Origin of the sequence: Caballeronia arvi, from assembly GCF_001544695.2 — a bacterium.
Classification (GTDB): domain Bacteria; phylum Pseudomonadota; class Gammaproteobacteria; order Burkholderiales; family Burkholderiaceae; genus Caballeronia; species Caballeronia arvi.
Genome location: NZ_FCOM02000016.1, coordinates 63,753 through 89,762, shown reverse-complemented (window position 1 = coordinate 89,762; position 26,010 = coordinate 63,753). Strand labels below are relative to the sequence as shown.

At 63.6% G+C, this 26,010-nt stretch carries 25 protein-coding genes; 15 read left to right on the top strand and 10 right to left on the bottom strand.

What is annotated here, in order from left to right; genetic code table 11:
- Positions 1 to 4: 4 nt before the first annotated feature.
- The gene (locus tag AWB74_RS19560) at positions 5 to 1,402 is read right to left on the bottom strand and encodes a cytochrome ubiquinol oxidase subunit I (protein WP_061148390.1); all 1,398 of its coding nucleotides are present in this window, start codon (positions 1,400 to 1,402) and stop codon (positions 5 to 7) included.
- A gap of 389 nt (positions 1,403 to 1,791) precedes the next feature.
- Here AWB74_RS19560 and ypfJ point away from each other — a divergent pair, with 389 nt between their 5' ends.
- From ypfJ to AWB74_RS19545, 3 genes are all read left to right on the top strand, one after another.
- Positions 1,792 to 2,667 carry a KPN_02809 family neutral zinc metallopeptidase gene (ypfJ, locus tag AWB74_RS19555; protein ID WP_061148389.1) on the top strand — a complete coding sequence of 292 codons (876 nt, stop codon included), beginning with the start codon at positions 1,792 to 1,794 and terminating at the stop codon, positions 2,665 to 2,667.
- A 226-nt stretch (positions 2,668 to 2,893) separates the two neighbouring features.
- Complete coding sequence (gene waaC, locus AWB74_RS19550; protein ID WP_061148388.1) at positions 2,894 to 3,907, top strand: lipopolysaccharide heptosyltransferase I; 1,014 nt, start codon at positions 2,894 to 2,896, stop codon at positions 3,905 to 3,907.
- 176 nt (positions 3,908 to 4,083) lie between these two features.
- Complete coding sequence (locus tag AWB74_RS19545) at positions 4,084 to 4,986, top strand: flagellar brake protein (RefSeq protein WP_061148387.1); 903 nt, start codon at positions 4,084 to 4,086, stop codon at positions 4,984 to 4,986.
- Positions 4,987 to 5,010: 24 nt separating this feature from the next.
- Here AWB74_RS19545 and AWB74_RS19540 read toward each other — a convergent pair whose 3' ends face one another.
- The 4 genes from AWB74_RS19540 to AWB74_RS19525 form a co-directional block, all read right to left on the bottom strand.
- Complete coding sequence (locus AWB74_RS19540; protein ID WP_061148386.1) at positions 5,011 to 5,664, bottom strand: DsbA family oxidoreductase; 654 nt, start codon at positions 5,662 to 5,664, stop codon at positions 5,011 to 5,013.
- A gap of 125 nt (positions 5,665 to 5,789) precedes the next feature.
- Positions 5,790 to 7,139 carry an NAD(P)/FAD-dependent oxidoreductase gene (locus AWB74_RS19535; protein ID WP_061148385.1) on the bottom strand — a complete coding sequence of 450 codons (1,350 nt, stop codon included), beginning with the start codon at positions 7,137 to 7,139 and terminating at the stop codon, positions 5,790 to 5,792.
- Between the two features lies 1 nt (position 7,140).
- Complete coding sequence (locus AWB74_RS19530) at positions 7,141 to 7,524, bottom strand: HEPN domain-containing protein (RefSeq protein ID WP_061148384.1); 384 nt, start codon at positions 7,522 to 7,524, stop codon at positions 7,141 to 7,143.
- Positions 7,521 to 8,288: a hypothetical protein gene (locus tag AWB74_RS19525; RefSeq protein WP_061148383.1), complete on the bottom strand. Its 768-nt coding sequence runs from the start codon at positions 8,286 to 8,288 to the stop codon at positions 7,521 to 7,523. Before AWB74_RS19525 ends, AWB74_RS19530 begins: the two co-directional genes overlap by 4 nt.
- A 407-nt stretch (positions 8,289 to 8,695) precedes the next feature.
- Here AWB74_RS19525 and AWB74_RS19520 point away from each other — a divergent pair, with 407 nt between their 5' ends.
- Complete coding sequence (locus AWB74_RS19520) at positions 8,696 to 9,127, top strand: OsmC family protein (protein ID WP_061123217.1); 432 nt, start codon at positions 8,696 to 8,698, stop codon at positions 9,125 to 9,127.
- A gap of 39 nt (positions 9,128 to 9,166) precedes the next feature.
- Here the strand turns inward: AWB74_RS19520 and AWB74_RS19515 are convergent, their stop codons facing one another.
- The gene (locus AWB74_RS19515; protein ID WP_061148382.1) at positions 9,167 to 10,105 is read right to left on the bottom strand and encodes a LysR family transcriptional regulator; all 939 of its coding nucleotides are present in this window, start codon (positions 10,103 to 10,105) and stop codon (positions 9,167 to 9,169) included.
- Between the two features lie 135 nt (positions 10,106 to 10,240).
- Between AWB74_RS19515 and AWB74_RS19510 the strand changes: the two genes are divergently transcribed.
- The 10 genes from AWB74_RS19510 to AWB74_RS19470 all read left to right on the top strand — a co-directional run bounded on the left by AWB74_RS19510 (position 10,241) and on the right by AWB74_RS19470 (position 18,442).
- Positions 10,241 to 11,086, top strand: a complete 846-nt coding sequence (locus AWB74_RS19510; protein WP_061148381.1) for a fumarylacetoacetate hydrolase family protein — start codon at positions 10,241 to 10,243, stop codon at positions 11,084 to 11,086.
- Complete coding sequence (locus tag AWB74_RS19505; RefSeq protein ID WP_061148380.1) at positions 11,083 to 11,835, top strand: SDR family NAD(P)-dependent oxidoreductase; 753 nt, start codon at positions 11,083 to 11,085, stop codon at positions 11,833 to 11,835. The genes AWB74_RS19510 and AWB74_RS19505 overlap by 4 nt, the downstream gene beginning before the upstream one ends.
- A 33-nt stretch (positions 11,836 to 11,868) precedes the next feature.
- Positions 11,869 to 13,185 (top strand): MFS transporter, encoded by a 1,317-nt coding sequence (locus AWB74_RS19500; RefSeq protein WP_061148379.1) that lies wholly within the window; start codon positions 11,869 to 11,871, stop codon positions 13,183 to 13,185.
- Between the two features lie 382 nt (positions 13,186 to 13,567).
- Positions 13,568 to 14,662: a calcium:proton antiporter gene (locus tag AWB74_RS19495; RefSeq protein ID WP_061148378.1), complete on the top strand. Its 1,095-nt coding sequence runs from the start codon at positions 13,568 to 13,570 to the stop codon at positions 14,660 to 14,662.
- Between the two features lie 115 nt (positions 14,663 to 14,777).
- Positions 14,778 to 15,575 carry an ABC transporter substrate-binding protein gene (locus AWB74_RS19490; RefSeq protein ID WP_061148377.1) on the top strand — a complete coding sequence of 266 codons (798 nt, stop codon included), beginning with the start codon at positions 14,778 to 14,780 and terminating at the stop codon, positions 15,573 to 15,575.
- Positions 15,576 to 15,650: 75 nt separating this feature from the next.
- Positions 15,651 to 16,772 carry a succinylglutamate desuccinylase/aspartoacylase family protein gene (locus AWB74_RS19485; protein ID WP_061148376.1) on the top strand — a complete coding sequence of 374 codons (1,122 nt, stop codon included), beginning with the start codon at positions 15,651 to 15,653 and terminating at the stop codon, positions 16,770 to 16,772.
- 59 nt (positions 16,773 to 16,831) lie between these two features.
- On the top strand, positions 16,832 to 17,299 hold the full coding sequence (locus AWB74_RS19480) for an RbsD/FucU family protein (protein WP_061148375.1): 468 nt from the start codon (positions 16,832 to 16,834) through the stop codon (positions 17,297 to 17,299).
- Between the two features lie 107 nt (positions 17,300 to 17,406).
- On the top strand, positions 17,407 to 17,556 hold the full coding sequence (locus tag AWB74_RS46435) for a hypothetical protein (protein WP_160110283.1): 150 nt from the start codon (positions 17,407 to 17,409) through the stop codon (positions 17,554 to 17,556).
- Between the two features lie 129 nt (positions 17,557 to 17,685).
- Complete coding sequence (locus tag AWB74_RS19475; RefSeq protein ID WP_061148374.1) at positions 17,686 to 18,012, top strand: ArsR/SmtB family transcription factor; 327 nt, start codon at positions 17,686 to 17,688, stop codon at positions 18,010 to 18,012.
- Positions 18,002 to 18,442: an SRPBCC family protein gene (locus AWB74_RS19470; RefSeq protein WP_061148373.1), complete on the top strand. Its 441-nt coding sequence runs from the start codon at positions 18,002 to 18,004 to the stop codon at positions 18,440 to 18,442. Before AWB74_RS19475 ends, AWB74_RS19470 begins: the two co-directional genes overlap by 11 nt.
- Positions 18,443 to 18,496: 54 nt before the next feature.
- Here AWB74_RS19470 and AWB74_RS19465 read toward each other — a convergent pair whose 3' ends face one another.
- The 4 genes from AWB74_RS19465 to AWB74_RS19450 all read right to left on the bottom strand — a co-directional run bounded on the left by AWB74_RS19465 (position 18,497) and on the right by AWB74_RS19450 (position 23,896).
- Positions 18,497 to 19,903 carry an NCS2 family permease gene (locus tag AWB74_RS19465; protein ID WP_096032023.1) on the bottom strand — a complete coding sequence of 469 codons (1,407 nt, stop codon included), beginning with the start codon at positions 19,901 to 19,903 and terminating at the stop codon, positions 18,497 to 18,499.
- Between the two features lie 325 nt (positions 19,904 to 20,228).
- Entirely contained in the window at positions 20,229 to 21,962 is a 1,734-nt protein-coding gene (ggt, locus tag AWB74_RS19460; protein WP_061148372.1) for a gamma-glutamyltransferase, read from the bottom strand.
- A 65-nt stretch (positions 21,963 to 22,027) separates the two neighbouring features.
- Complete coding sequence (locus AWB74_RS19455; protein ID WP_061148371.1) at positions 22,028 to 22,789, bottom strand: SDR family NAD(P)-dependent oxidoreductase; 762 nt, start codon at positions 22,787 to 22,789, stop codon at positions 22,028 to 22,030.
- A gap of 150 nt (positions 22,790 to 22,939) precedes the next feature.
- Positions 22,940 to 23,896 carry a LysR substrate-binding domain-containing protein gene (locus AWB74_RS19450; RefSeq protein WP_061148370.1) on the bottom strand — a complete coding sequence of 319 codons (957 nt, stop codon included), beginning with the start codon at positions 23,894 to 23,896 and terminating at the stop codon, positions 22,940 to 22,942.
- Between the two features lie 449 nt (positions 23,897 to 24,345).
- Between AWB74_RS19450 and AWB74_RS19445 the strand changes: the two genes are divergently transcribed.
- A complete protein-coding gene (locus AWB74_RS19445) occupies positions 24,346 to 25,992 on the top strand; it encodes a peptide ABC transporter substrate-binding protein (protein ID WP_061148369.1) in 1,647 nt (548 codons plus the stop codon).
- Positions 25,993 to 26,010: the final 18 nt, after the last annotated feature.

Below are 26,010 nucleotides of genomic sequence, written 5' to 3'. Positions count from 1 at the left end.
GTGCTTACGCTCCTTCGATGGACTGTTGCGGGAGGCTCAACGGACGATGCGCGCTGCCGTCGGATGGTTGCGTATGCGAGCCCGGCAGCGCGGGACCGTGACGCAAGAGCTTCAGCAAGTAGTAGATGCCGGTGCCGAACACGATCGTGTACACGATGACGAACGCCAGCAGCGACACGCCGACCTGCTGCGCGGTGACGGGCGACACGGCATCGGCCGTGCGCATCACGCCATAGACGACCCACGGCTGGCGGCCCGCTTCGGTCGTGACCCAGCCCGCGAGCAGCGTGATGAAACCGGTCGGGCCCATCGCGAGCGCGAAGCGATGGAACCAGCGCGCATCGAACAACCTGCGTTTGCGATGCAGCCACCACGCGGCGAACGACATCACGATCATCAGCACGCCGAGACCCGCCATCACGCGAAAGCTCCAGAACACGAGCGTCGAATTCGGACGGTCTTCCTTCGGAAATTCCTTCAGGCCGCGAATCTCGCCGTCCCAGCTGTGCGTGAGGATCAGGCTGCCGAGATGCGGAATCGACACGGCGTATTTCGTCGTCTCCGCTTCCATATCGGGGATGCCGAAGAGATTGAGCGCGGTGCCGCCTTTCTCGGTCTCCCAGATGCCTTCGATCGCCGCGATCTTCGCCGGCTGATGCTCGCGCGTGTTCAGGCCGTGCGCGTCGCCGACGAGCGCCTGAATCGGCGTCAACGCGAGCAGCAGCCAGAGCGACATCGAGAACATCTTTTTGATGGCCGGATCGCGGCGGCCCTTGAGCAGATGCCACGCGCCGGTGGCGGCGACGACGAGCGCCGCGACGATGAACGCCGCGATCGCCATATGCGCGAGCCGGTACGGGAACGACGGATTGAAGATGATCGCCCACCAGTCGACCGGCACGACATGATCGCCTTCGATGCGAAAGCCTTGCGGCGTCTGCATCCAGCTATTCGACGCGAGAATCCAGAACGTCGAGATGAGCGTGCCGATCGCGACCATCAGCGTCGCGCCGAAGTGCGCCTTCGGACCGACCTTGTTCCAGCCGAACAGCATGATGCCGAGGAAGCCCGCTTCGAGAAAGAACGCGGTCATCACTTCGTACGTGAGCAGCGGCCCGGTGACGGGACCGGCGAAGGTCGAAAAGCCGCCCCAGTTGGTGCCGAACTCGTACGCCATGACGACGCCCGACACGACGCCCATGCCGAACGCGACGGCAAAGACCTTCGACCAGAAGAGGCACAGTTCCTTGTAGACAGGTTTGCCGGTTTTGAGCCAGGCGCCTTCGAGTACCGCGATGAAACTCGCGAGCCCGATGGAAAGCGCAGGAAAGATGATGTGAAACGAGACGGTGAACGCGAACTGGATCCGCGCCAGATCGAGTGCTTCGGGAGTCGAATGCATGATGACTTTGTGCCTTGAAATTCACGCGCGCCCGCCGTAGGAAGCGGGTATGCCCTGTACCGAATAAGACGTGTTACGGGCCGAAGAGTAGCGCTATTTCGAGAGACTGTTGCGCTGCGTCAGGAATTTTGCATTGCGCGCAAATGCCGCAATTTCAAGGCTTTGGCGCCGCTAGCAGATTGATTTGCCGATGATTTCGAGATGGGCGGATGGTGCGGTGCGGCAAGAGCGCGCAGGCGCTTTCGCGACAATCGACCGCACGGTTCGATCCGACTCGCGGAAGGCACGGAAAGAAGTTTTACGATGCGTCGGCACGAGACGTGCGAGCCGGGCGGGTACCATAATGGCTTTTGAACACGCGCACCGCGCGAGCAGCAAGGAGAAGCATCATGCGCCTCGATGACGAAGCAGAAAGTCGGAATGTCGAAGACCGGCGGGGCGGCGGGGGCGGCTTTCGGGTCGGCGGCGGATCGATCGGCATCGGTACGATCATCGTGGCGCTCGCGGCGTCGTATTTCTTCGGCATCAATCCGATGACGATCATCAACGGCGCGCAGGTGCTGCAAGGCAACGCGCCGCAACAGCAGGCCGCGCCGAGCAACGCGCCGCCCGCCAACGACGCCGGCGCAGTATTCGTGCGCCGCGTGCTCGGCAACACCGAGCGCACCTGGCAGCACATCTTCCGCGCGCAGTTCAATCAGGACTATCCGACGCCCAGGCTCGTGATGTTCTCCGGCGCGACGCAAACCGCGTGCGGTACCGGCCAGACGGCGATGGGTCCGTTCTATTGTCCGGGAGACCGCAAGGTCTATATCGATCTCTCGTTTTATCGCGAACTGCGCGACCGCTTCGGCGCGAGCGGCGACTTCGCGCAGGCTTATGTGATTGCGCATGAAGTCGGGCATCACGTGCAGAACGTGCTCGGCATCATGGGCAAGGTCGACCAGGCGCGCTCGCGCTTGTCGCGGGAACAGGCCAACGCGCTGTCGGTGCGTGTCGAGTTGCAGGCAGATTGCTTTGCGGGTGTCTGGGCCGCGGTCGCGCAGCAACAGAACGCGAAGCTGATCGAGCCCGGCGATTTCGAACAAGGCTTGAACGCGGCGGCCGCGATCGGTGACGATCGATTGCAGCAGCAATCGCAAGGTCGCATCGTGCCCGAGGCGTTCACGCATGGCACGAGCGAGCAGCGGCAACGCTGGCTGCGGCGCGGCATGTCGTCAGGCGACGTCAGCCAGTGCGACACCTTCTCGGCGCGCTCGCTCTGAGCGCCGTCGCGGCGGGCAGAGCCGGCTTTCATCTCGAAATGGGCTATGCTGAAGCGTCGAGACGCGGGCGCTTCGCCGGTGCGGCTTGAGGGCAGCGCTTACAAACGCTGACACCGCGCGCGTCTCAAAGTCATTAGAATCGCTGGTTTTCCGGGCGCGGCCATTCGTCCCGTGCGACGTGACGTCCTCCGGATCGGCCACGTACCGGAGCATTTCCGTACTATTCATGAAGCGAATTCTGATCGTCAAAGTCACGTCGCTCGGCGATATCGTCGAGACGCTGCCGGTGGTTGCGGATCTGAGGCGCGCGTTTCCATCCGTCAAGGTCGACTGGGCCGCGGACGCCGCGTTTGCCGACATCATCCGCTGGAATCCGGGCGTCGATCGCGTGCTGAGCGCGCCGCTGCGCAAGTTCAAGAAGGCGCGCAACTGGAACGATCTGAAGGACATCGCTGCGTCGATCAGCGAACTTCGCGCAGAAAAATACGACGTGATCGTCGATATCCACGGCGTCTACAAGAGCGCGATCATCGCGTTCATCGCGCGGGGACGGCGGCGCTTCGGCTATCTGAACAAGGATCTCGGGGAACGGGGCGCGGCGTTTGCGTACAACGCGCGCTTCGGCCCGCGGCCGCTCACCGATGCGTGGCGCGGCATGCGCGTGAGTGTTGCCGAGGCGCTCGGCTATCGATTCGATGAGACGCCCGACTACAACATTCAGTTGCCGGCGCTCGCGCGTGATCTGAATATTCCGCGTGGCGCGCCCATCGCGATGTTGTTCCACGCGACATCGGCGGACGTGAAAAAGTGGCCGAAAGAGCATTGGGGCGAAGTCGGCCGATGGCTCACCGCGCGCGGTTATACGATCGCGCTGCCGTGGGGCACGGAGCGCGAACAAGGCGAAGCGCAAGCGATCGCGGCGCTCGTTCCCGGCGCGATCGTGCTGCCGAAACTGTCCGTCCTGGAATGCGCGCACTGGATCCGCGCGTCAGAACTCGTCGTCGGCGCCGACACCGGACTCGTGCATCTGGCGCATGCGTTGCAGCGTCGTACCGTCATGCTGTTTGCCGCGACTTCGCGCGAGCATTTCGGCGTGAACGATCCGGGCCGCTCGGTCTCGGTGGGCGAGGACGGCGCGCCGCCCGACGTGCCGCAGGTGCTTGCCGCGATCGAAAGTGTGACGAGCGGGCCGTCGCGTGCAGGGTCGCCCTCAAGCGAGTCCGGCGCGATGATCCGCTGAGCGCGTTATCTCGATAAAACTTTTATGCGCATAAACCTCCTTCTGCGCGTGCGGCCGCACCAGTCGTAAATTCGAAACAAATATCAGTGCGCTAACGTAAAAGTTGCCATACGACTCTTGACGGCGGCTTCGGCAAGCACGACGATTGCGGAAACGCTTAAGAATCGTCCTATAAGATGACCGAAGAAACCGTCGCAGAAGCGCGCCAGTTACTGGTTCGCCTCCACCCTTCCGAGATACCGCTCAACGCCGCGCTCGAATGGCCTATCGTGGCCGCCGACGGCGCATTGCTGTTCGCTGCGGGTGCCGTCGTGCCGGATGCGTCGGCGCGTGAGTTCATGTTTCGCCATTTCGAGCCGCACCGCGCGGTGCAGGAGCCAGCGCCGAGCGTGCCCGATGACGCGGCCGCCGGGGACGGTCCGCTGACACTGGAAGATATCGGTCTCACGATCGGTGCGCGAGTCGGCTTGCGGGGTACGGGCGGCACGGGCTCCGTCATGTATGCGAGCCGCGTGATCGGGTTTTCCACGCCGCGCCGCAACGGCGACCGTTCGCTCTTCGTGACACAGCCGGTGATGACGGGTTTCTCCCCGCTCGACCTGACGCTCGGCGAGCAGGTCGATCTCGTCGCGCTCACGGGGCGGGGCGTGTTCCGCTTTGCCTGCACCGTCGACGCCACCTGCCGCGAGCCGTTCAACTACGCGGTGCTGTCGGCGCCGGGCGCGATCCGCAGATTGCGCACGCGCAAGTTTGCGCGCATGCCGACGCGCCTCGCAGCACATTTCGCCCCGGATGGCCAGCCGCACGCCGCGCGGCAACTGGGCCGCGTGAGCGACATCAGTCCTTATGGCATGTCGCTGACCGCCGCGAATCCGGCCGCGCACGTGGGCGATCGCCTGAGGCTGTCGTTTCAGTTCAAGACCGATGGCGTCGACGTGAAGATCGACACGATCGCGATCGTGCGCCATGTCGGCACGATCGATCCGGCCGATGGCAGCGCGGCCTACGGGCTCGAGTTCGAATCGGTCGAGCCGTCGCAGCGTATCGCGCTGAAATCGTTCATGGCCGAGCACAGCTAGCATCGCCGGCTTGCGGCAGCGGCTTCAGTTGCCCGGAAAGCCGTCAGGAAAGAGCCGCTCGACCGCCGCTTCGAAATGCTGGACCGGCGCGGCGCCGCGCAGGGCGATCGGCGCCGGCGGTTCCTGGCCGGGCGCCGGCTCGCGCGACAGCACCGCGAACGGCACGCCGGCCACGCCCAGCTTCTTTGCAAACTCTTCGTCTTCGATCACGAGATCGGTGTACGTGCCGTCATCGAGCGCTTCTTCGAGCATCTCCGGATCGATGCCGCACGCCGCCGCAATATCGAGCAGCGCGTCGGTGTCGCCGATATCGATGCCTTCCTCGAAATACGCCTTGAAGATCGCGCGATGCACGAGATCGTAGCGGCCCGATTCGCGCGCGAACATCGCGGTTTCGAAGGCCTTGCGGCTGCGCGGCGTGACTGGCGGCAGACGCATCGTCATGCCACGCTCTTCCGCAAGCGGACGCACCGAGTTTTCCCAGGAATCGACGATCGCCTCGCTGTTCGGATCGGGCAGGGGCGTCGGCTCCGGGCGCAATTCGAACGCGTGCCAGCGGATCTCGACCGCATCGCCGTATGCGTTGCGGAACTGATCGAGCACGGGCGTCTCGAGATAGCAGAACGGGCAGATGAAGTCCGACCAGACGTCGATGTAAAGAACAGGCGTGGATGCCATGTGAGCCCCAAAACGAACGGCGCACGCGCGCCGTTTGACTGAACCGGGCGACCGCCGCCACAAGCGACGGCCGCAAAAGCGGTATGTTAGCGCGTGCAGGCGACGGGCGCGTGTCTCCCGATCCGTCAGAATCCGCCGTCGATCTCGATCTTGCTGCCGTCGAAAAAGCGCGACAGGCGAAACGCCTCTGGATCGACGAGCGGCGCGTCGTTCGCGACGATGTCGGCCATCAATTGGCCCGCACCCGGCCCGATGCCGAAGCCGTGACCCGAGAAACCCGTCGCGATGAAGAGTCCCGGCCTGCGCTCGACGCCCGAAATGACCGGCACCGCGTCGGGCGTGACATCGATGTAGCCGGCCCACGCCTGCTCGACGCGCAGATGGGCGAGCGCCGGAAAGAGTGCGCGGAATTCCTTGAGGGCTGCCTGGTTGAAGGATTCGACGGGCGCGGGATCGAGCGTGCGAGCGGTCTCGAAGATCGTCGGCCGGTCGAGCGGCCACCGTCGCGGCCGGCGCAGTTCCTCGAAGAAGCGCGCGTTCAGGCCGAGCTTGATCGAGCCGATCTGACTCTTCAGCGCGGGCAGGAATTGGGCGAAGAGGCGAAAGCTGTCCGGCGTGATGTCGTGATAGCTGTGAAACGCGTTGGCGATGGTGTAACCGCCGTCGAGGCGCTTTCGATAACCCATCTCCTGATTGCACGCGCTCACGTCGGGGCCGTCTTCGGGGGTGTCGATTTCCGACGTGCGCATGACCGACGAGCGCACCATGAGTTGCGGCACCTCGACGCCGAGGCTGCCCGCGAAGTAGCGCGTCCACGCGCCGCCCGCGACGACCACGCTCGCGCAGCCGATACGTCCGTATTCGGTGACGACGCCGCTGATCGCGCCGCCGCTCGTCTCGATGCCGCGGACCGCGCAGGGCGTCAGCACTTTCACGCCGCGCTCGCGCAGCGCGGCGGCCATCGCGGGCACGGCGCGTTGGGGTTCGGCACGGCCGTCGCCCGGCGTGTAGATGCCGCCGGCGAAACTTCGCGAGGTGCCCGACATCAGCGAGGCGGTTTCGCTAGGGGAGACGATGCGCGAATCGAGTGCGTCGCGGCCGACGAGCGCGACGGCGCGCGCGAGCCAGGCTTCGTGATCGGCGAGGGCTTTGGCGTCGTCGGCGGCATAGAGGATGCCGCATTCGCGAAAGCCGGTGTCGATGCCGAGTTCCGCATCGATGCGCCGCCAGAGCTTCAGGCTCTCGAGGCTGAGTTCGAGCTCGCGCAGGTCGCGATGCGTCGCGCGGCACCAGCCCCAGTTGCGGCTCGATTGCTCGCCGGCGATGGCTCCCTTCTCGCAGACGGCGACGGACAGGCCTTTCGCGGCGAGCGCACGCGCGGTGTTGATGCCGATGATGCCGCCGCCAATGATGACGACGTCGACGCGGTCCGGCAGGGTGCGGTCTTCGGAGATGCGGTCGGTCGGTGGGCCCATGTTATGTGGTGCTCTTTAAAACGTTCAGGGCGAGCTCAGCGGACTTCGATGCCAGTTCGTGATCGACGTGCTCGTCGAGGTGGTAGTCCGCCATGACGCGTGCATTGCGTAACTGCGCCAAGTCGCTGGCGATCGCTTTCGATATCCGGTACTTTTCATCGCCTGGTTTGATCATGGGACTACCCAGTTGCGCGATCAGCTGTTCATGACTGCCACGCGCGTGTCCGACGGTACCGGGCACAGGCAGTTGCCGGTGGAACGCATGCGCCGCGTGGAATGCGCCGTAGTACGCCCGGCTGCAGACGGCCCGAAACCGCGGTTCATCTGCCGCATCGCTCAGCAACGCGGTTGCGCATTCGATAAGTTCCTCCGCCGTGCTGCTCATAGACGCCCGCCTTCGATCCAGACAGCAAGTGCGTTTAGGTCGAAACGCTCCAGCTTGTCTTCCTCGGGAATCATCTCGTAAGTCATGTTGTGTGCCGGCTCGAACGGGAGCGGCACGAGCAGCCTGTAACTCACGGTGCGGCAGACGCCCTCCACCGACAGGACGTGCGGCACGATGACAGCCTGATACCCATGCCGTCTCAACACCGTGCCTCCGCAATCGAGCCGATCCCCGATGTCTTCGTCGGTGACGTTCGCATCCGTCATGATCGAACGGGCTTCCATCACTTGCTCGGACCAGGCATCGTCCAGCTCGACGCCCGTGTTGCGCGCTCCTTCGATCAATTCGGCCGTGCGGCCGATCGCCCCCGCAAGAAACCCACACCGTGCGATCTCAGCGATATTCCGATTTCGCGCCACGCACAACTCGCGAAACAACGCCTGCGCGCCCGAGAACAACCCCAGATTCAGCCGCGTGATCATCCAGTTCTCGCGATTCACGCCCGTCTGCCCGAGCGCCACGCTATTTCTGAACGCTGCCTCCGCGCCATCAACGTCGCCGGCGAGCGCGCGCCACGATCCCGTCAATTCCCACGCGGCGCACGCGTCCACGCGCATGAGCCGATCGATGTCATGTCTGATCGCGCTCCATTCGCGCGAGAGCGGCGTTATTTCCGCCGTGTCGATGAAGCGCGGCGAAGCAGCCTGCAGCGCGTTGATGCGATCCACGATCTGATGCGTTTTCGGTTGAGGTAGTGCGTTCATGCTTGTTGCCAGGAGATGCGAAAAACGATGCCGTATCTGACGAGCGACCGAACTGCGCCTTATCGCGCATCGGTCAAAACGGCGGGTGAAAGGATGCTAAGTGAATCGTTCGTTTTTGACCATACGAATGAAGTTGCTCAAAGGCAGTGAGACACCGATGACTTGCCGCAAAGCCGGGCGGAACAAGGCTTTCACGCTGCCATCGTCCGAACGTTATAAGCCGATTCGCATAGTCCCTGCGTCCGCTCGCGCGTTCCGCTACGATGCTCGACGGCGCACTTGTCTGAAACCGTTCAGGCTATCGAAGCGGGCACGGCACGTGCGGTTCGTCATGACGCGCACGCCTCGCAAACGGTTCGCGCGGGCGACAGTCATCGCAATTCCACTTCATCTTCGGGAGAACTTTCGTGCAAAAGACAGCATCGGCAAAATGGAGCGGCGGCATCAAGGACGGCAAGGGTTTCATCACGACGCAAACCGGCGTGCTCAACGAAGCGCCCTATGGCTTCAAGTCACGCTTCGAGGAAGGTCCGGGCACGAATCCCGAAGAGCTGATCGGGGCGGCGCACGCAGGCTGCTTCACGATGGCGCTCTCGCTGCAACTCGAGCAGGCCGGCATGAAGGCCGAAAGCCTCGAAACGAAGTCGACGGTTACGCTCGACAAGGACGGCGACGGCTTCACGATCACCGCTTGTCAGCTCGACCTCAAGGCGAAGATTCCCGGCGCGGACAAAGCCGCCTTCGACAAGGCCGCGCAAGCCGCGAAGGAAGGCTGCCCGGTGTCGAAACTGTTCGCGGGCAACACGAAGATCACGCTGAACGCCGAACTGGTGTCATAAGCACGCACCACGCGCAGTGAAGCGACGCGGACGGGCACCTTACCCGTCCGCGTTTTTTTCGCGCGTCAGTTCCTCGATGACGAGCCGCGCCGGCGCTGGCAGCGCCGCGCCTTTGCGCGTCACGACGCCGTACGGCTCCGTGCGCGAACGCACCGCAATCGCGAGCCGCTTCGCGAGTCCGTGTTCCGCGAGAAAGGTCGCCATGTCGAGCGGCATCATCGCGACGAGCGTCGGGTCACGCTGCAGCAGCAGCACGGTCGTGATGGTCGAAGCCGTTTCGACCGGATGCAAGGGCAGCGGCAAGCCCGCTTCCTTGAACTCGCGCTCGTAGAGGCTGCGAATCGGCATGATGGCCGGATAGACGATCCATCGGCTAGAAGCGAGGTCGGCAAGCTCGACGTGCGGCGCATCGACGAGTGCATGCGCGACGCCCGCGACGATCGCGAGCGGTTCGTCGCGCAGTTCGACGTAGTGGTAATGATCGGGCTGGCGCGCGACGCTGGCGCGGCAGATCGCGACATCGAGCCGTCCCTGATCGAGCAGCGAAAGCAGCCGCGCGCTCGTGTCTTCGACCACTTCGACGGTCAGCGCCGGCTGTCGCTCCCGCAGACGCGCGAGCGCATCGACGAGCACGCCCGATACGGCGCCCGTGATCGCGCCGATCGCGAGCCGCCCGCCCGTGCCTTGCAGAATGCCCGCCATCTCCTCGCGCAAGTGCGCGACGTCCATGTGAATCAGCCGCGCATAGCGGATCACGCAGCGGCCGAGTTCGTTGGGCTGGATGCCTTGCGCGGACCGCGTGAACAGCGTCGCGCCGAGCGTCGCTTCGATCTCGCGCAGCGCCTTGGTCGCGCCGGGCTGCGTGAGCGCCATTTCATCGGCGGCGCGATGCAGCGAGCCGTGATCGTCGAGCGCGATCAGAAGACGCAGTTGCTTGAGCCGCAGGCGCGCGGCAATGGAATCGACGTTCGGCAGCATGCGCGCGACGGTTTATCAGGGAGAACACGAAGATAACGCAAAGTTATCGCCCGTGCCGCAGCTTTCATTATTCAAGGGCCGCCGCGTTCTCTACATTGTGGGTTTCCGTTCAACTGTTCAAGGAAGCCACGACCCATGAAGCTCTTGCGATACGGCGCGCCAGGCCGCGAAAAACCCGGCCTTCTCGATTCCAACGGCACGATCCGCGATCTGTCGGCCGTCATCGGCGATATCGCCGGCGATGCGCTCCTGCCCGAATCGCTCGCGCGTCTTTCGAAGCTCGATCCGTCGACGTTGCCGAGCGTGCCTGCGGGCGAACGCATCGGGCCGTGCGTGGGACGCATCGGCAAGTTCATCTGCATCGGGCTGAACTACGCCGATCACGCGGCGGAATCGAATCTGCCGGTGCCGGCCGAGCCGGTCGTGTTCAACAAATGGCTGTCGGCGGTCGTCGGCCCGAACGACGACGTGCGCATTCCGCGCGGCTCGAAAAAGACCGATTGGGAAGTGGAACTGGGCGTCGTGATCGGCAAGGGCGGCGCGTATATCGACGAAGCCGACGCGATGAGCCACGTCGCCGGTTATTGCGTGATCAACGACGTGTCCGAGCGCGAGTATCAGATCGAGCGCGGCGGCACGTGGGACAAGGGCAAGGGCTGCGACACGTTCGGTCCGATCGGCCCGTGGCTCGTCACCACCGACGAAGTGCCCGATCCGCACAAGCTGCCGCTCTGGCTCGAAGTCGACGGCAAGCGCTATCAGAATGGCAACACCGGCACGATGATCTTCAAGGTCGGCGAGATCGTCTCGTACCTTTCGCGCTTCATGAGCCTGCAACCGGGCGATGTCATTTCGACGGGCACGCCGCCGGGCGTCGGCATGGGCCAGAAACCCGAGCCGGTCTATCTGCGCGCGGGGCAGACGATGCGCCTCGGCATCGAAGGACTGGGCGAACAACAACAACGCACGGTGAACGCATGAACCGGTACGACTTCACGAATCGCGCGGCTGTTGTGACGGGCGGGGCGCAGGGCATCGGTTATGCGGTGGCGCAGCGCCTCGTCGAAGGCGGGGCGCGTGTCGCGTTGTGGGATCGCGATGAAGGCGCGCTGGCCGAAGCGCGCGCCTCACTTGCGAAGGCCGGCGACGTGGAAACCGTGCTCGTCGATCTAACCGATCGCGATGCCGTTGCACGCGCCACGTCGGCCACGCTCGCGCGCTTCGACAAGATCGACGTGCTCGTGCACAGCGCGGGCATCGCGGGCGCGAACGCGTCGGTCGCCGATTATGCGCCGGAAGAATGGGCGCGCGTGATCGACGTCGATCTGAATGCGGCCTTTCACGTGAACCAGGCGGTCGTCAAATCCATGATTGCACGCGGCTATGGACGCATCGTGAATATCGCGTCGATCGCGGGCAAGGAAGGCAATCCGAACGCGTCGGCGTACAGCGCGGCGAAGGCCGGCGTGATCGCGCTGACCAAGAGCCTCGGCAAGGAAACGGCCGGGCTCGATATCGCGGTGAACGCCATCACGCCCGCCGCCGCGCGCACGAAAATCTTCGAGCAGATGAAGCAGGAGCATATCGACTACATGCTGTCGAAGATTCCGCGCGGGCGCTTCGTCGAAGTGAAGGAGATCGCGTCGATGGTCGCGTGGCTCGTGTCGTCGGAGAATTCGTTCACGACGGGCGCGGTGTTCGATCTGTCGGGAGGGCGCGCGACTTACTGATACCGCGGTCAATAAAAACCAAAGGAGACAAACGTGGATTCCATCGCCGCCCCGCGCGCGCTTGCGCACGACGACGCCCAGATCTACCGCAAGGTGTTCTGGCGCTTCGTGCCGCTGTTCGTCGCATGCTTCGTGTTTTCGTATCTCGACCGCATCAATATCAGCTTCGCGAAGCTGCAGATGCAAAGCGAACTCGGCTTCTCCGATGCGATGTACGGCTTCGGTGCAAGCGTGTTCTTCGTCGGATACTTTTTGTTCGAAGTGCCAAGCAATATCGTTCTGCATCGCGTCGGGGCGAAGCGCTGGATCGCGCGCATCATGATCACGTGGGGCATCGCATCGGCGTGCATGATGTTCGTGCGCACCGACACGTGGTTCTACGTGCTGCGCTTTCTGATCGGCGCGCTCGAAGCGGGCTTCGTGCCGGGCGCGCTGTACTTCTTCACGAAGTGGTTTCCGTCGTCGCGGCGCGGGCGCATCAATTCGTTTTTCATGGCGTCGATCGCGCTGTGCGGGATCATCGGCAGCCCGCTCTCGGGCGCGATCATGAAGTTCTGCGATGGCCTCAACGGCATGCCCGGCTGGCAATGGCTCTTTCTGCTCGAAGGCATTCCGTCGGTGCTGCTCGGCTTCGTCGTGCTCGCTTTCGTCGATGACGACGTCGATCACGCGAAATGGCTCGACGCCGACGAAAAACGCGCGCTCAAGGCACAACTCGCGAGCGATCCGAAAGTGGGCGAAGTGCATTCGCTGAAAGCGGCGCTCAGCGAGCCCGTGACGCTCGTGATGGCGCTCATCTATCTCTTTCTCGCGATGGGCATCTACGGCCTCGTCTTCTGGATGCCGCAGCTCGTGAAGACCGCGGGCACGAGCGATCCGTTCATGATCGGCCTGATCTCGATGCTGCCCTACGCGGTCGCGGGCATCGGCATGATTCTGATCGGCAGGCACTCGGACCGGACCGGCGAGCGCCGCTGGCATCTCGGCGCATGCGCGCTCGCGGGCACGGTCGGTTACGTGCTGTGCGGCTTCTTTCCGGGCAACACGGTGATGCTCGTGATCGGGCTGACGATCGCGGCGACCGGGATCATCACGTCGCTGGGTCTGTTCTGGATCTTGCCGACGCGCTTTCTCACCGGCATCGCGGCGGCGAGCGGCATCGCGCTCATCAATTCGGTGGGGCAGTTCGGCGGCATCATCAGTCCGTACATGGTCGGCAAGGTGAAGACGATGACCGGCAGCGCGACGCCCGGCCTCTACGCGATCGCGTTCGCTTGCCTGCTCGGCGCGATGCTGATCGTATGGGGCTTGCCGCGGCGTCTCTACTTCAGGGAAAGCGGCAGCGCATGACGTGCGCGAGCGCGCAGGGCCGTGCTTGCGGGCGGCTTTGTGCGCGTTCATCTTGCCAAATTCCTGCCGAGCCTCCCCCGTTCGGCACTGTGAGCGCCTAGCCCGCTTAGAAGCGGACGCCCGGATTGTCCCCGACGACGCTCAAGCCCTAATCTCCGACCATTGCCTGAATAATTCGCCCGATGGCAAACCCGTGCGCGAGAACACGCGCCGCGCGGGGTTTTCGCTATCATGCCGATGGTCTGCGGCCCTTTGTCACGGCAATTTCCCTGCACGCGCGCCGCCCGAACGGGTCCGACGCATTCGGCGCGTTTTTGCTGCGACCTTGTGGCCACATCGCATGAGCCGACGATCCCATTCACCCGATCCGCCCGGAGCGCCGATGAAACTCAAACTGGACTGGACCCTCGTTACCCCCATACTCGCGCTCGTCGTGCTCGGCGCGGCCTCGGTCATTCACGGCGGCGTGCTGATCGCGCTCGCGTCCATCGCGCTGGCATTTGCGGTGTTCGCGGCCGTGCATCACGCGGAAGTGGTCGCGCATCGGGTCGGCGAGCCGTTCGGCACGCTGGTGCTCGCGGTTGCCGTCACGGTGATCGAGGTCGCGCTGATCGTCTCGGTGATGCTCTCCGGCGGCCCGGAAAAAGCCGGCCTGCCGCGCGATACCGTGTTCGCCGCGATCATGATCTGCGGTTGCGGCATCGTCGGACTGTGTTTGCTGGTCGGCGGCTTGCGGCATCACGTGCAGGACTTTCAACTGCAAGGCGCGAGCGCGGCGCTCGCGATTCTCTGCGCGTTGTCCGTGCTCACGCTCGTGCTGCCGAACTTCACCAGCACGGTCGTGGGGCCTGCGCTGTCCACGTCGCAACTGATTTTCGTCGGCGTGATTTCGCTCGTGCTGTACGTGACGTTCGTGTTCGTGCAGACGATCCGTCATCGCGATTATTTTCTGCCGTACACGCCGCCCGTCGCCGCCGATGCGCGCGCGGAAGACGACGCGCCCCACGCGCCGCCGCCGACGAGCCGCGAGGCGTGGATCGCGCTCGTGTTTCTGATGCTGTCGCTCGTGTCGGTGGTCGGGCTCGCGAAGCTGCTGTCGCCGGCGGTCGAGGCGGGCATCGCGGCGGCGGGTGCGCCCGAAGCCCTGGTGGGCGTCGTGATCGCCGCGCTCGTGCTGTTGCCCGAAGCCCTCGCCGCGTTGCGCGCGGCGCGCCTGAACCGCCTGCAGACGAGCCTGAATCTCGCGCTCGGCTCCGCGCTCGCGAGCATCGGCCTGACGATTCCGACGGTGGCGGTCGTATCGATCGTCATCGGCCAGCCGATCGCGCTCGGACTCGCGAACAAGGAAATCGTCATGCTGGCGCTCACGCTGCTCGTGTCCGTCATCACGCTCGGCACGGGCCGCTCGACGGTCCTGCAAGGCGTCGTGCATCTCGTGATCTTCGCGGCTTTCCTGTTTCTTTCAGTCGTGCCTTGACGGAGGTCGTGCGCTGAATCGTGGGTTTTTGTTACCATTCGCGGTTTTGCGCGCAATTGCGCGAGATTGCTCGCGCACTGTCTCGCCGTCTCATCGAAAGTCCCGAAGGAAAAGCATGTCATTCAAGAAGTCTGCATCGCTCGCTGTGTGTTCTGTCATTGCCGCACTCGCCGCCGTTTCCATTTCCGCGCAAGCCAAAGAAATCACGCAAATCCGTTTCGCCGTCGATCCGTCCTATCCTCCGTTCGAATCCAAGCAGGCCGATGGCAAGCTCGCCGGTTTCGACATCGACCTCGGCAATGCGCTTTGCGGGCAGATGAAGGTCAAGTGCGTATGGGTCGAGAACAATTTCGACGGCATGATTCCCGGCCTGAAGGCGCGCAAGTTCGACGCCGTGCTGTCCGACATGGGCATCACTGAAGAGCGACTCAAGCAGATCGATTTCACCGATCCGCTCTACGACACGCATGCGCAGCTCGTCGCGCGCGCGGGCTCCGGCATCCTGCCGACGGCGCAGGCGCTCAAGGGCAAGCGCGTCGGCGTGGAGCAGGGCACGGTGCAGGAGCGCTACGCGAAGGTGAAGTGGGAACCGCAGGGCGTGACGGTCGTGGCTTACGGCGATCAGGAACAGGTCGAGGCCGATCTGGTCGCGGGCCGCATCGACGCGATGTTCACCGATGCCGCGCAAGCCGCCATCGGTTTTCTGAAGAAGCCGCAGGGCAAGCCGTTCGCGCTCGTCGGGACGATCGTCGAAGACAAGGCGATCATCGGTCCGGGCACGGCCATCGGTCTGCGCAAGGGCGATGCCGACCTGAAGAACGGCCTGAACAGCGCGTTCGCCGAGATCAGGAAGAACGGCACGTTCAAGCGCATCATGGCGAAGTACTTCGAGACCGATATCTCGATCCAGTAATCGCCGTCTGACACGTTCGCACGGGAAAGGCATCGTTCGCGGTGCCTTTCTTTTTTCACGAGAGCTTTCGAAAAGATGCAGGTTCATCACCATCCGCTCGTTTGCGCGTCGCTCGGCACCGGGCGCGCGATCACGAGCTACGCGTTCGGCCGGGACGACGATACATCGCCGAAGGTCTATATCCAGGCCTCGCTGCATGCGGACGAACTGCCGGGCATGGTCGTCGCGTGGTATCTGAAGCGGCATTTCGCCGAACTGGAAGCGGCCGGACGGCTTGCCGCGCGCGTCGTTCTCGTGCCGGTCGCCAATCCGGCGGGGCTGAATCAGCACTGGTTCGGCGCGCAGATGGGCCGCTTCGAGATGCGTTCGGGCCAGGATTTCAACCGGCGTTTTCCCGAGGCCGGACCCGCGCTGGCGCTGAAACTGAAGCACTGCCTGACGGACGATGCGACCCATAACGCGCGGCTCATCCGCGCCGCCCTGCGCGAGCACTTCGCGGCGCTGACACCGTCTACCGAGCTCGATTCGCAACGCATCGAACTGATGAAGCTCGCGTGCGACGCGGATCTCGTCATCGATCTTCATTGCGACTGGGAAGCCGTCGCACATCTCTACACGACGCCCGAGGCGTGGCCCGCGGTCGAGCCGCTCGCGCGCTTTCTCGGTAGCGACGCGCAACTGCTCGCGGAAGTCTCCGGCGGCGAGCCATTCGACGAAGCGTGCGCTTCGGCGTGGCGCTATCTGCGCGGCGTGTTCGGCGAGCGTTTTCCGATTCCGCAGGGCATGACGCCGGTCACGCTGGAACTGCGCGGCGTGCGCGACGTATCGCATGAAATGGCGGCGCGCGATGCGCAGGCGATCGTCGACTATCTGACGCACATCGGGATGATTCCGGGCGACGCGCCGGAGCTGCCGGCGCTGCGTCGTCCCGCAACGCCGCTCGCCGGATGCGAGTACCTGCATACGCCGGTGTCGGGCGTGATCCTGCATCGGCGGGAAGTCGGAGAGACGGTGCGCGCGGGCGACATCATCGCCGACGTGCTCGATCCGCTCGACGACCGGCTCGTGCCGCTCGTCGCGCAGACGGACGGCGTGCTGTACGCGCGCCACTGGACGCGTTTCGCGACGGCGGGCATGCTGGTAGCGCGTATCGCGGGCGAAGACGCGGCGCGCACGGGCGACCTGCTCGTGCCGTAGGCGTGCCGCGGCGGGTACCATAGATTCGGCCGGTCTTACGTCATGGAGAACAAGAAAACATGTTGAAGAACATCGATCCGCTGCTCAATCCCGACATCCTCCACGCCCTCTGCGCGATGGGGCACGGCGACGAAGTCGTGATCTGCGACGCCAACTTTCCCGCCGATTCCGTCGCGCGACGGACCGTGCTCGGCCGCGTGCTGCGGCTCGACGGCGTGAGCGCGCCGCGCGCGGTGCGGGCTGTGCTGTCGGTGTTGCCGCTGGATACGTTCGTCGAGCATCCTGCCGAGCGCATGGAAGTCGTCGGCGATGCGGCCGCGCTGCCCGCGGTTCAGCACGAAGCGCAGCGAGAAATCGACGCCGCCGAAAGCCGCGCGGTGCCGTTCGCATCGATCGAGCGTTTCGCGTTCTATGAGCGCGCGAAAAACGCCTACTGCGTGATCGCGACGGGCGAAACGCGCGGATATGGGTGCTTCATTTTCAAGAAGGGCGTGCAGCTCACGCCCGATTCGCCGCAGCAAAACTGACCGGTGGACCTAGGGAATACCCTGTTGCTTTTTTGAGAAGTTGTTGCAATGCAGCGTAATCGGCGTATATTCAGGGTTATCCCTTAGCTACTTACCCCGAGACGCTCATGAAAACCACCGCTCAACAATCCTTGTTCGTTTCGCTCGGTTCCTCGTTGCGCGCCGCAAAGGCTGCGCTGCGTCGTGAGTGGAATCGCGCGTTGCAACTGCATCTGCAAAACTGCGAGATTCTCGTCGAATCGTATCGCCGTAAGTAAGCAGCACGCAGCAGCAGCCCGGTCAAGCGCATCAGTCGACGCCCCGGAAGCCTCAGGCTTCCGGGGCGTCGTCGTTTTGGGTCGTGTAGTTCGCCTTGACATGCAACCAAATGGTTGCATAATGTCCTCATGGATGACGATTCGGTTTTCCGCGCCCTGGCGGATGCGAGCCGCAGGCAGCTTCTCGACCGGCTGCATGTCGAGAACGGCCAGACGCTCGGCGAACTGTGCGACGGCCTTCGCATGACGCGCCAGGCTGTGTCGAAACATCTCGCGATACTCGAAGCCGCGAATCTCGTGGCGACGCAGCGTCACGGCCGCGAGAAGCGTCACTTTCTCAATCCGGTGCCGATCCACGAGATCGCGCGACGCTGGATCAGCAAGTTCGAGCTTCCGCGCCTGGATGCGCTGTCCGACCTCAAACGCACGCTTGAAGGAGACGATCATGACCAGTGAAACCTTTGTCTATGTCACCTACATTCGCACGACGCCCGAGAAGTTGTGGGACGCGCTGACATCGCCCGAGTGGCAGAAGAGGTACTGGTTCGCGATGCACCAGGAATCCGACTGGACCGTCGGCTCGGCGTGGAAGATGCTGTTTTCCGATGGACGCGTCGCGGATTCGGGGGAAGTGCTCGAAGCGGAGCCGGGCCAGCGCCTCGTGCTGAAATGGCGCAACGAATTCCGCGACGATCTGAAGGATGAAGGCTGGTCGCGCTGCACTTACGAAATCGAAAGGCAGGGCGACGCTGCCGTGAAGCTCACCGTCACGCACGTGAGCGAGGGCCGCAAGTTCATCGAGGCCGTGTCGGGCGGCTGGCCCAAGATTCTCTCCAATCTCAAGTCGTTGCTGGAGACGGGAAGTGTCGCCATCGAGATGAAGTAAACGCAAAAACGGCGCGCCGTCCTGTCGAACGAGCGCGCCGTTCCCGCGAGAAAACTAGATCGCCCAGCCGCCGAGATAGAACACGGCGAGCACCACTGCGATCGCCACCGTGCCGACATTCAGCTTGCGCCATTCGCCCGCAACAATCCGGCCGATCACGAGCGTGCAGAAGCCGAGCATGATGCCGGTCACGATATTCGCCGACAGCACGATATACACCGCGCAGACGAGGCCGGACATCGTGTCGACGATATCGTCGAAATGCAGCTTGCTGACGTTGCCGAGCATCAGCAGGCCGACGTACATCAGCGCGGGCGCCGTCGCGTAGGAAGGCACGAGCGCGGCGAGCGGCGAGAGGAACATCACGACGAGGAACAACACGCCGACGACCGTCGCAGCCAGCCCCGTCTTGGCGCCCGCCGCCACGCCCACCGACGATTCGATATACGCCGCCGCCGGTGCGCCGCCGAAGCAGGCCGAGAAGATCGAGCTCAGCGAATCCGCGGTCAGCGCGCGCCCGCCGTTGACGATGCGCCCGTTCTGGTCGATCTGGCCCGCCTGGCCCGCAACGGCGCGGATCGTGCCGGTCGCGTCGAACACGGCGGTCATGACGAGGGCGAGCACGCTCGGCAGCACGGCCATCGAGAGCGCGCCCTTGATGTCCATCGCGCCGATCAGCGACGAATGGCCCGGCGCCGACAGCGACGGCAGCGCGAAGATGCCATGAAAGCGCACGGACGGATCGAAGATCAGGCCAATGGCCGACAGACCGATCACGACGAGCAGGATGCCGCCCGGCACGCGCCGGCGCTCCAGACCGAAGATCGCAGCGAGACCGAGCACCGACATCAGCACCGGAAAGGCCGTGATATGCCCGAGCGACACCGGCATGCCGGGCGCGGGATTCTTGATGATCAGGCCGACATCGTTCGACGCGATCAACAGCAGAAACAGGCCGATGCCGATGCCCGTGCCGTGCGCAACACCCGTCGGCAGATTGCGCAGGATCCACGAGCGCACGCCGGTGACGGAGATCGCCGTGAACACGACGCCCATCAGGAACACTGCGCCGAGCGCGATGGCGGGGGTGAGCCCCTTGCCGAGCACGAGGCCGAAAGCCGTGAACGCGGTGAGCGAGATCGCGCAGCCGATCGCGATCGGCAGACGCGCCCACACGCCCATCAGAAGCGAGCCGAAAGCAGTCGTCAGACACACGGCGACGAACACCGCGCTCGTATCGAAGCCGGCCTTGCCGAGCATGCCCGGCACGACGAACACGGAGTAGACCATCGCGAGGAACGTCGTGATACCCGCGACGACTTCGCGTTTTTCGGTGCTGCCGGTTTTCGAAATGCCGAAGTAACGATCGAGAAAGCCGCCGCTCGCGGCCTCTCTTTGCTCTTCGCGTTCGGTGGGGGAAATGTCGATATCGCCAAGCTGCTGGGCGGAGGATTCCAACATGACTGCTCCTTTATCAGCACGCTGAAACGGGACACCGTGCGCGCATGAGATGCGCACTTCGGTCCGTCATCAGGGTCGTCTCGTATGTAGTTCTGGATGATGCCGAGTGACACGCGTTGAGGGCTGCACTCGGTCAGGACAGAGACTAGGGGAACAGAACGCGGGGTCCAATCCCATGAAAAACATGCCGCTCATGCCGAAGGGCTTATATGCCGCGAATCCCGCGCGGGGCGGGGCTTTCGCAAGTGCGGAAAAAGGCCGGACTAGGGCAAACGCTTAGTCCGGCCAGGGGCGCTATTTTACGCTTTCGCCGTTGTGCGGCGCATTACCGGATGATGCGCGACAGGCCGCGTCCGCGCGGATCGGACATCGGTTCGGGCTTGTCGCCGTCGATGCGAATCGCCTGAATGTCGCCGTTGAAGCCCTGCATCGTGAACTTGTAGCCCTTCGCTTCCAGTTCCTTGATGACTTCGGGATCGAGCTGATGATACGGCTCCTGATAGATCGTGTTCGGCGGCAGCAACTGATGATGGAAGCGCGTCGCGCCCACGGCTTCCGGCAGCGGCATCTCGAAGTCGTACACGTTCGAGAGCACCTGGAAGATCGACGTGAAAATGCGCGAGCCGCCCGGCGTGCCGATCACCATCGCGACCTTGTCGTCCTTCGTGAGGATGGTCGGCGTCATCGACGAAAGCGGGCGCTTCTTCGGCGCGATGGCGTTCGCATCGCTGCCGACGACGCCGAACATGTTCGGCACGCCCGGCTTCGACGCGAAGTCGTCCATTTCGTCGTTGAGCACGACGCCCGTGCCTTCCGCGACCACGCCCGAGCCGAAATAGCCGTTGATCGTGTACGTGTTCGACACCGCGTTGCCCCACTTGTCGACGACAGAGAAGTGCGTTGTCTCGGCCTTCTCCGGCATCGACGTACCGAGTCCCGGCTGCACGCTCTTCGTGTCCGAAGGCGTGTCCGGATTCACTTCCTGCGCGCGCTTCAGGATGTAGTCGTCGTTGATGAGTTGCGCGACCGGCACCTTGTAGAAATCCGGATCGCCGAGATACTGCGCGCGATCGGCGAACACGCGCTTTTCGATCTCCGCGACGAGATGAATGTACTGCGCGGAATCGAGCGGCACGCCTTCGAACTTGTCCTTCAGATCCGCTTTCATCTTCAGCATCTGCACGAGACCGACGCCGCCCGAGCTCGGCGGCGGCGCGGTGATCACGCGATAGCCGTTCCAGCTCGCGGTGATCGGCTGACGCCACACGGCCTTGTAGTCCTTCAGGTCGCGCTTCGTGATGAGCCCGTGACCTTCCATCGACTTGGCGATCAGATCGGCGGTGTCGCCTTCGTAGAAGCCTTTCGCGCCTTTATCGGCGATGCGTTGCAGCGTGGTCGCGAGATCGGGCTGCTTGAACGTCTGGCCCGCCTTCATGCCGCCGAAGTAGAGATCGAAGTTGGTCTTGCCGGCGAAATCCTTCGCGGCGGCGTCGCGCCGCGCGATCAGCTGATCGTCGACGACGAAGCCGTCCTGCGCGTATTTGATGGCCGGCGCGAGCACCTGCTTCCACTTCAGCTTGCCGAAGCGCTTCTGCGCTTCCCACATGCCATCGACGGTGCCCGGCACGCCCACCGCGCGATGCCCGACGAGGCTCATGCCCTTGATGACTTCGCCCTTTTCGTCGAGATACATGTTGCGCGTCGCGGACATCGGCGCGCGCTCGCGGTAGTCGAGAAAGTACGGGCGATGGTCGACGTACAGCGTCATGAAGCCGCCGCCGCCGATGTTGCCCGCTTCCGGATAGGTGACGGCGAGCGTGAAAGCGATCGCGACGGCCGCATCGACCGCGTTGCCGCCTTGCTTGAAGATCTGTTCAGCGGTGTCGGCGGCGTATTTGTCGGCGACTGCGACGGCCGACGCCGTCAGGACTTGCGGCTGAGCGTCGGACGTCTTCGCATGGGCGGGCGCGGTTTCGACGAATCCCGCCGTAGCGAGCGACGCCGCCACGATGGCGCCGAGCGCGAAAGACCGTAAGCGCGGTTCTTGTTTCAAAAGCATCTCCTGCGTCTCCTTTTATTACGTGCGACGAAAAACTACGTGCTTATACCACGCGCGGCATCGACTCAAGGCATCAACTGGCCGCCGTTCACATCGATGATCTGGCCCGTCACGTAGCGCGACATTGCTTCCGAGGCGAGATAGAGGAACGCGCCGCTGCAGTCGTCGGGCTCGCCGATGAAGCCCATTGGAATCGCCTTGCGGAACGATTCGAGCTGCTCCGGCGACGTGAAGCGCTCCTGGAACGGCGTCTGGATCACGCCGGGCGCGACGGCATTCACGCGGATGCGGTCGGGCATCAGTTCCTTGGCCATGCCCTTCGTGATCGTGCTGACAAAGCCTTTCGAGGCCGCGTACAGCAGTGCGCCCGGTCCGCCGCCGTTGCGCGCTGCCACCGACGTCACGTTGATGATCGAGCCGCCGCCGCCCGAGCGCAGCGAAGGCAGCGCCGCGCGCGTGAACGCGACGACCGAGCGGGCGTTGATATGCATGATCTCGTCGAAGAGCTCGTCGCTCACGGAGGCGATCGGCTCGCGCTTCACGAGGCTGCCTGCGTTGTTGATGAGCACGTCGATCTTGCCGAAGGTTTCGACAGCCTGCGCGACGGCGGCATCGATCGCCTTTGAGTCGCGCATGTCGGCGCCGACCGTGATCGCCGTGACGCCGAGCGCGCGCACGTCCTTCGCGACTTCCTCGGCCTTGTCCTTCGAGCTGTTGTAGTGCACCGCGACATTGGCGCCGTACTGCGCGAACGCACGCGCCGCCGCCGCGCCGATGCCGGTGCTCGCGCCGGTGATGAGGATCGATTTGCCTTTGAGATCGTGCATGAGTGCTCCGTGTGGAAGATGGCCCGCCGCGCGACGGGCGACGCATGAAGAGGTTCTGAAGCGCGCGCAACAAACGAGAGTATGAAGCGAAGCGCGAACGCGCGTTCGCCCGCGCGAATGCCGGAGCGTGACCAGGCGCGGAGAAGCGCGTCAGTCCGTCTCGACGGACAGGCCTTCGGGCGCATCACCCGAAGCGGCGTCCTGCGGGGCGTCGAACGAGTAATGCGCGACGATCCGCTTCACCGAATCCCGGAACGAGGCGACGAGGTCCGAACGGATGCCGCTGCTCGGATACGACAGCACGTATTCGTATTCGATGTCCGTCTCGAACGGCCGCACGACCACGCCGTGCGGGCGCCAGACTTTCGCGGCGAACGGCTCGACGATCGAGATGCCGAGGCCGCCCGCGACCATCGCATAGCGCGTGTGGGCCGTGTCGGTGAAAACGGTGTAGCGCGGCCGGTCTGCGGTCGACGAAATGAGCGATTGCTCGGCGTCGTACGGTTGGCGCGAGTTCGGCAGCCAGCCGATCAGCTTTTCCCCGCGCAAGTCGGCCGGCCGGACGATTTTCTTCTTCGCGAGCCTGTGCGTGGCAGGCATCGCGCACGAGGCGGGCACCTTGAGCAGCGTCTCCACCTCGATGCCCGCGACCGCGGGGAACGCGAGGCTCAGCGCGATATCGGCCTTGTGGTTCTGCAGATTCACGAGCACTTCGGGCACTTTCACCGAATCGACCTTGATCGGCACACCGGGATGCCGCGCGGTGAAATCGGCGAGCACGGGCGGCAGGAGCGTCGTCGCGAGTACGGGCATGCACGCGACCGTGAGGCCATCGGAGGCTTCCTCGCGAATCATGTCGGCGACCTGCTTCAGGCGCTCCAGCCCGAGGAAATTCTCCTCGACCGACTTGTAGAAACGCAGGCCCGCCGTCGTCGGATTCAGACGGCCGCCGACGCGCGAAAAGAGACTGAAGCCCAGATCGGCTTCGAGATCGGCGATCAGACGGCTGATCGCGGGCTGGGTCACATGGAGCTTTTTGGCTGCGCCGACACTGGTGCCGGTCATGATGAGGCTGCGAAAAGCCTCGATCTGGCGGAAACGGATCATCTTGCTGACGGCTGTGAGGCGACTGTTAAAACATGTGGATGCGGCGACGCAGATCTTATAGGAAACAGGCACTTGCTGCCGCATCGCTGACTGACCGCCGATCGCTGACAGTGCGCGGATGCAACAATTCGAACGACTATTCGAAAAATTTAGTGTCTATAAGCACATGTGAGTGGCATCCATCTTATTGATGCGAAATACTCGCCGCCAGCCTGAAGCGCCAAATGAAAGCCGGTGCGTAAGAAAAGATCGTTCGGCGTGAGCAACGAGCGCGTAAATCGACGCTCTACGCCGACAGTTAATAGAAAGCTTTTTGTTAGCTTTGCTAAATTCACGGCGCGGCTGTTTATCCCGATCGCGATAAACAAGCCGACACGAACGACCGCGAATGCCGCGCACGACGACAAAAAGCAGCAAGCGATAAACGAGACGAACAAAGAGGACTCCCCATGACGTTTTTTGCCGTTCCCCACGCATCGATCCATCGCACGAAGCTCGCCGCCGCGGCGGCGCTGCTCGCCCTCTCCGCACTGAACGCATCGAACGCGACGGCCGCCATCGTGCCGTCCGGCGTCGCGCTCGCCGCGAAGCAGGAGCTCGTGCGCAACAACGGCTCCGAGGTCGAAACGCTCGATCCGGCGCTGGTGGAAACCGTGGTGGCGGCCAATGTCGCGCGCGATCTGTTCGAAAGCCTGACCGCGACGAACTCGGACGGAACCGTCGTGCCCGGCGTCGCGGAGAAATGGGAGCAGAAGGACGCCACGACCTGGATCTTCCATTTGCGCAAGAACGCCCGCTGGTCCAATGGCGATCCCGTCAGCGCAAACGATTTCGTCTACGGCTGCCAGCGCTTTCTGGACCCGAAGACCGCATCGTCGTATGCGAGCGTGTACGGACCGTTCCTGCTGAACGGCACGGATATCGTCGCGGGCAAGAAGCCCGTCAGCGCGCTCGGCGTGCGCGCCATCGACGCGAGCACGATCGAAGTCAAAACCGATGGCCCCGTGCCGTTCCTGCCGGAACTGATGTCGAATCCGAACCTCGGACCGGTGCATCGCGCGACGGTCGAGAAATTCGGCAAGGACTGGACGAAGCCGGGCAACATCGTCAGCAACGGCGCGTTCCAGCTGAAGGACTGGCAGGTCAACAGCAAGCTGGTGCTGTCGAAGAACGCGAGCTATTGGGACAAGACCAACGTTCAGCTGACGCAGGTCACCTATCTGCCTATCGAAGACGAGAACACCGACGTCAAGATGTTCCAGTCGGGCGAGAACGACATGACGTATCAATTGCCGACTGGAACGTACGCGAAATACAGCCAGCAGTTCCCGAAGGACATCCGCAACTCGCTGATTCTTGGCACGCGCTATTACAGCTTCAACAATCGCGATCCGCTGCTGAAGGACGTGCGCGTGCGCAAGGCATTGTCGATGGTGATCGACCGCGATCTGCTTGCGCAGCGCGTGACCGCCGATGGCCAGACGCCGCTCTACGGCCTGCTGCCGAAGGGTGTGAGCGGCGCGGACGTGTCGAACTACGAATGGGCCACGTGGCCGATGGCGAAGCGCGTCGAGGAAGCGAAGAAGCTGCTGGAGCAGGCGGGCGTGAAGCCGGGCACGAAGCTGCGTTTCGCGATGAACACGAGCGACTACAACAAGAAGATGGCGATTTTCGTCGCGTCGGAATGGAAGACGAAGCTCGGCCTCACGATGGACATCGAGTCGATGGAGTTCAAGGTGCTGCTGAAGAAGCGTCATGGCGGCGACTATCAGATCGCGCGCAACGGCTGGGTGGCCGATTACAACGACGCGACGACCTTCCTCACGCTCGTGCAGTGCAAATCCGAGCAGAACGACAACTTCAGTTGCAGCCCGAAGGCCGACGCGCTCATCAAGGAAGCCAGCGAAACCACGGATCTCGCGAAGCGTACGCAATTGCAGACGCAGGCCGCGAAGATCGCGATGGATGACTATCCGATGCTGCCGCTGCTCCAATACGGCTTGCCGCGCCTCGTGAAGAGCTATGTCGGCGGATACTCGCTGAAGAACCCGATGGATCACTACGGCAGCAAGGATCTGTACATCGTCAAGCACTGACGAAAAGGAGCCTTTCTC

Coding starts and splice junctions, on each gene's coding strand:
- AWB74_RS19560 (WP_061148390.1), bottom strand. CDS start 1,402: ATGCATTCGACTCCCGAAGCACTCGATCTGGCGCGGATCCAGTTCGCG.
- ypfJ (WP_061148389.1), top strand. CDS start 1,792: ATGCGCCTCGATGACGAAGCAGAAAGTCGGAATGTCGAAGACCGGCGG.
- waaC (WP_061148388.1), top strand. CDS start 2,894: ATGAAGCGAATTCTGATCGTCAAAGTCACGTCGCTCGGCGATATCGTC.
- AWB74_RS19545 (WP_061148387.1), top strand. CDS start 4,084: ATGACCGAAGAAACCGTCGCAGAAGCGCGCCAGTTACTGGTTCGCCTC.
- AWB74_RS19540 (WP_061148386.1), bottom strand. CDS start 5,664: ATGGCATCCACGCCTGTTCTTTACATCGACGTCTGGTCGGACTTCATC.
- AWB74_RS19535 (WP_061148385.1), bottom strand. CDS start 7,139: ATGGGCCCACCGACCGACCGCATCTCCGAAGACCGCACCCTGCCGGAC.
- AWB74_RS19530 (WP_061148384.1), bottom strand. CDS start 7,524: ATGAGCAGCACGGCGGAGGAACTTATCGAATGCGCAACCGCGTTGCTG.
- AWB74_RS19525 (WP_061148383.1), bottom strand. CDS start 8,288: ATGAACGCACTACCTCAACCGAAAACGCATCAGATCGTGGATCGCATC.
- AWB74_RS19515 (WP_061148382.1), bottom strand. CDS start 10,105: ATGCTGCCGAACGTCGATTCCATTGCCGCGCGCCTGCGGCTCAAGCAA.
- AWB74_RS19510 (WP_061148381.1), top strand. CDS start 10,241: ATGAAGCTCTTGCGATACGGCGCGCCAGGCCGCGAAAAACCCGGCCTT.
- AWB74_RS19505 (WP_061148380.1), top strand. CDS start 11,083: ATGAACCGGTACGACTTCACGAATCGCGCGGCTGTTGTGACGGGCGGG.
- AWB74_RS19495 (WP_061148378.1), top strand. CDS start 13,568: ATGAAACTCAAACTGGACTGGACCCTCGTTACCCCCATACTCGCGCTC.
- AWB74_RS19490 (WP_061148377.1), top strand. CDS start 14,778: ATGTCATTCAAGAAGTCTGCATCGCTCGCTGTGTGTTCTGTCATTGCC.
- AWB74_RS19485 (WP_061148376.1), top strand. CDS start 15,651: ATGCAGGTTCATCACCATCCGCTCGTTTGCGCGTCGCTCGGCACCGGG.
- AWB74_RS19480 (WP_061148375.1), top strand. CDS start 16,832: ATGTTGAAGAACATCGATCCGCTGCTCAATCCCGACATCCTCCACGCC.
- AWB74_RS46435 (WP_160110283.1), top strand. CDS start 17,407: ATGAAAACCACCGCTCAACAATCCTTGTTCGTTTCGCTCGGTTCCTCG.
- AWB74_RS19475 (WP_061148374.1), top strand. CDS start 17,686: ATGGATGACGATTCGGTTTTCCGCGCCCTGGCGGATGCGAGCCGCAGG.
- AWB74_RS19470 (WP_061148373.1), top strand. CDS start 18,002: ATGACCAGTGAAACCTTTGTCTATGTCACCTACATTCGCACGACGCCC.
- AWB74_RS19465 (WP_096032023.1), bottom strand. CDS start 19,903: ATGTTGGAATCCTCCGCCCAGCAGCTTGGCGATATCGACATTTCCCCC.
- ggt (WP_061148372.1), bottom strand. CDS start 21,962: ATGCTTTTGAAACAAGAACCGCGCTTACGGTCTTTCGCGCTCGGCGCC.
- AWB74_RS19455 (WP_061148371.1), bottom strand. CDS start 22,789: ATGCACGATCTCAAAGGCAAATCGATCCTCATCACCGGCGCGAGCACC.
- AWB74_RS19450 (WP_061148370.1), bottom strand. CDS start 23,896: ATGATCCGTTTCCGCCAGATCGAGGCTTTTCGCAGCCTCATCATGACC.
- AWB74_RS19445 (WP_061148369.1), top strand. CDS start 24,346: ATGACGTTTTTTGCCGTTCCCCACGCATCGATCCATCGCACGAAGCTC.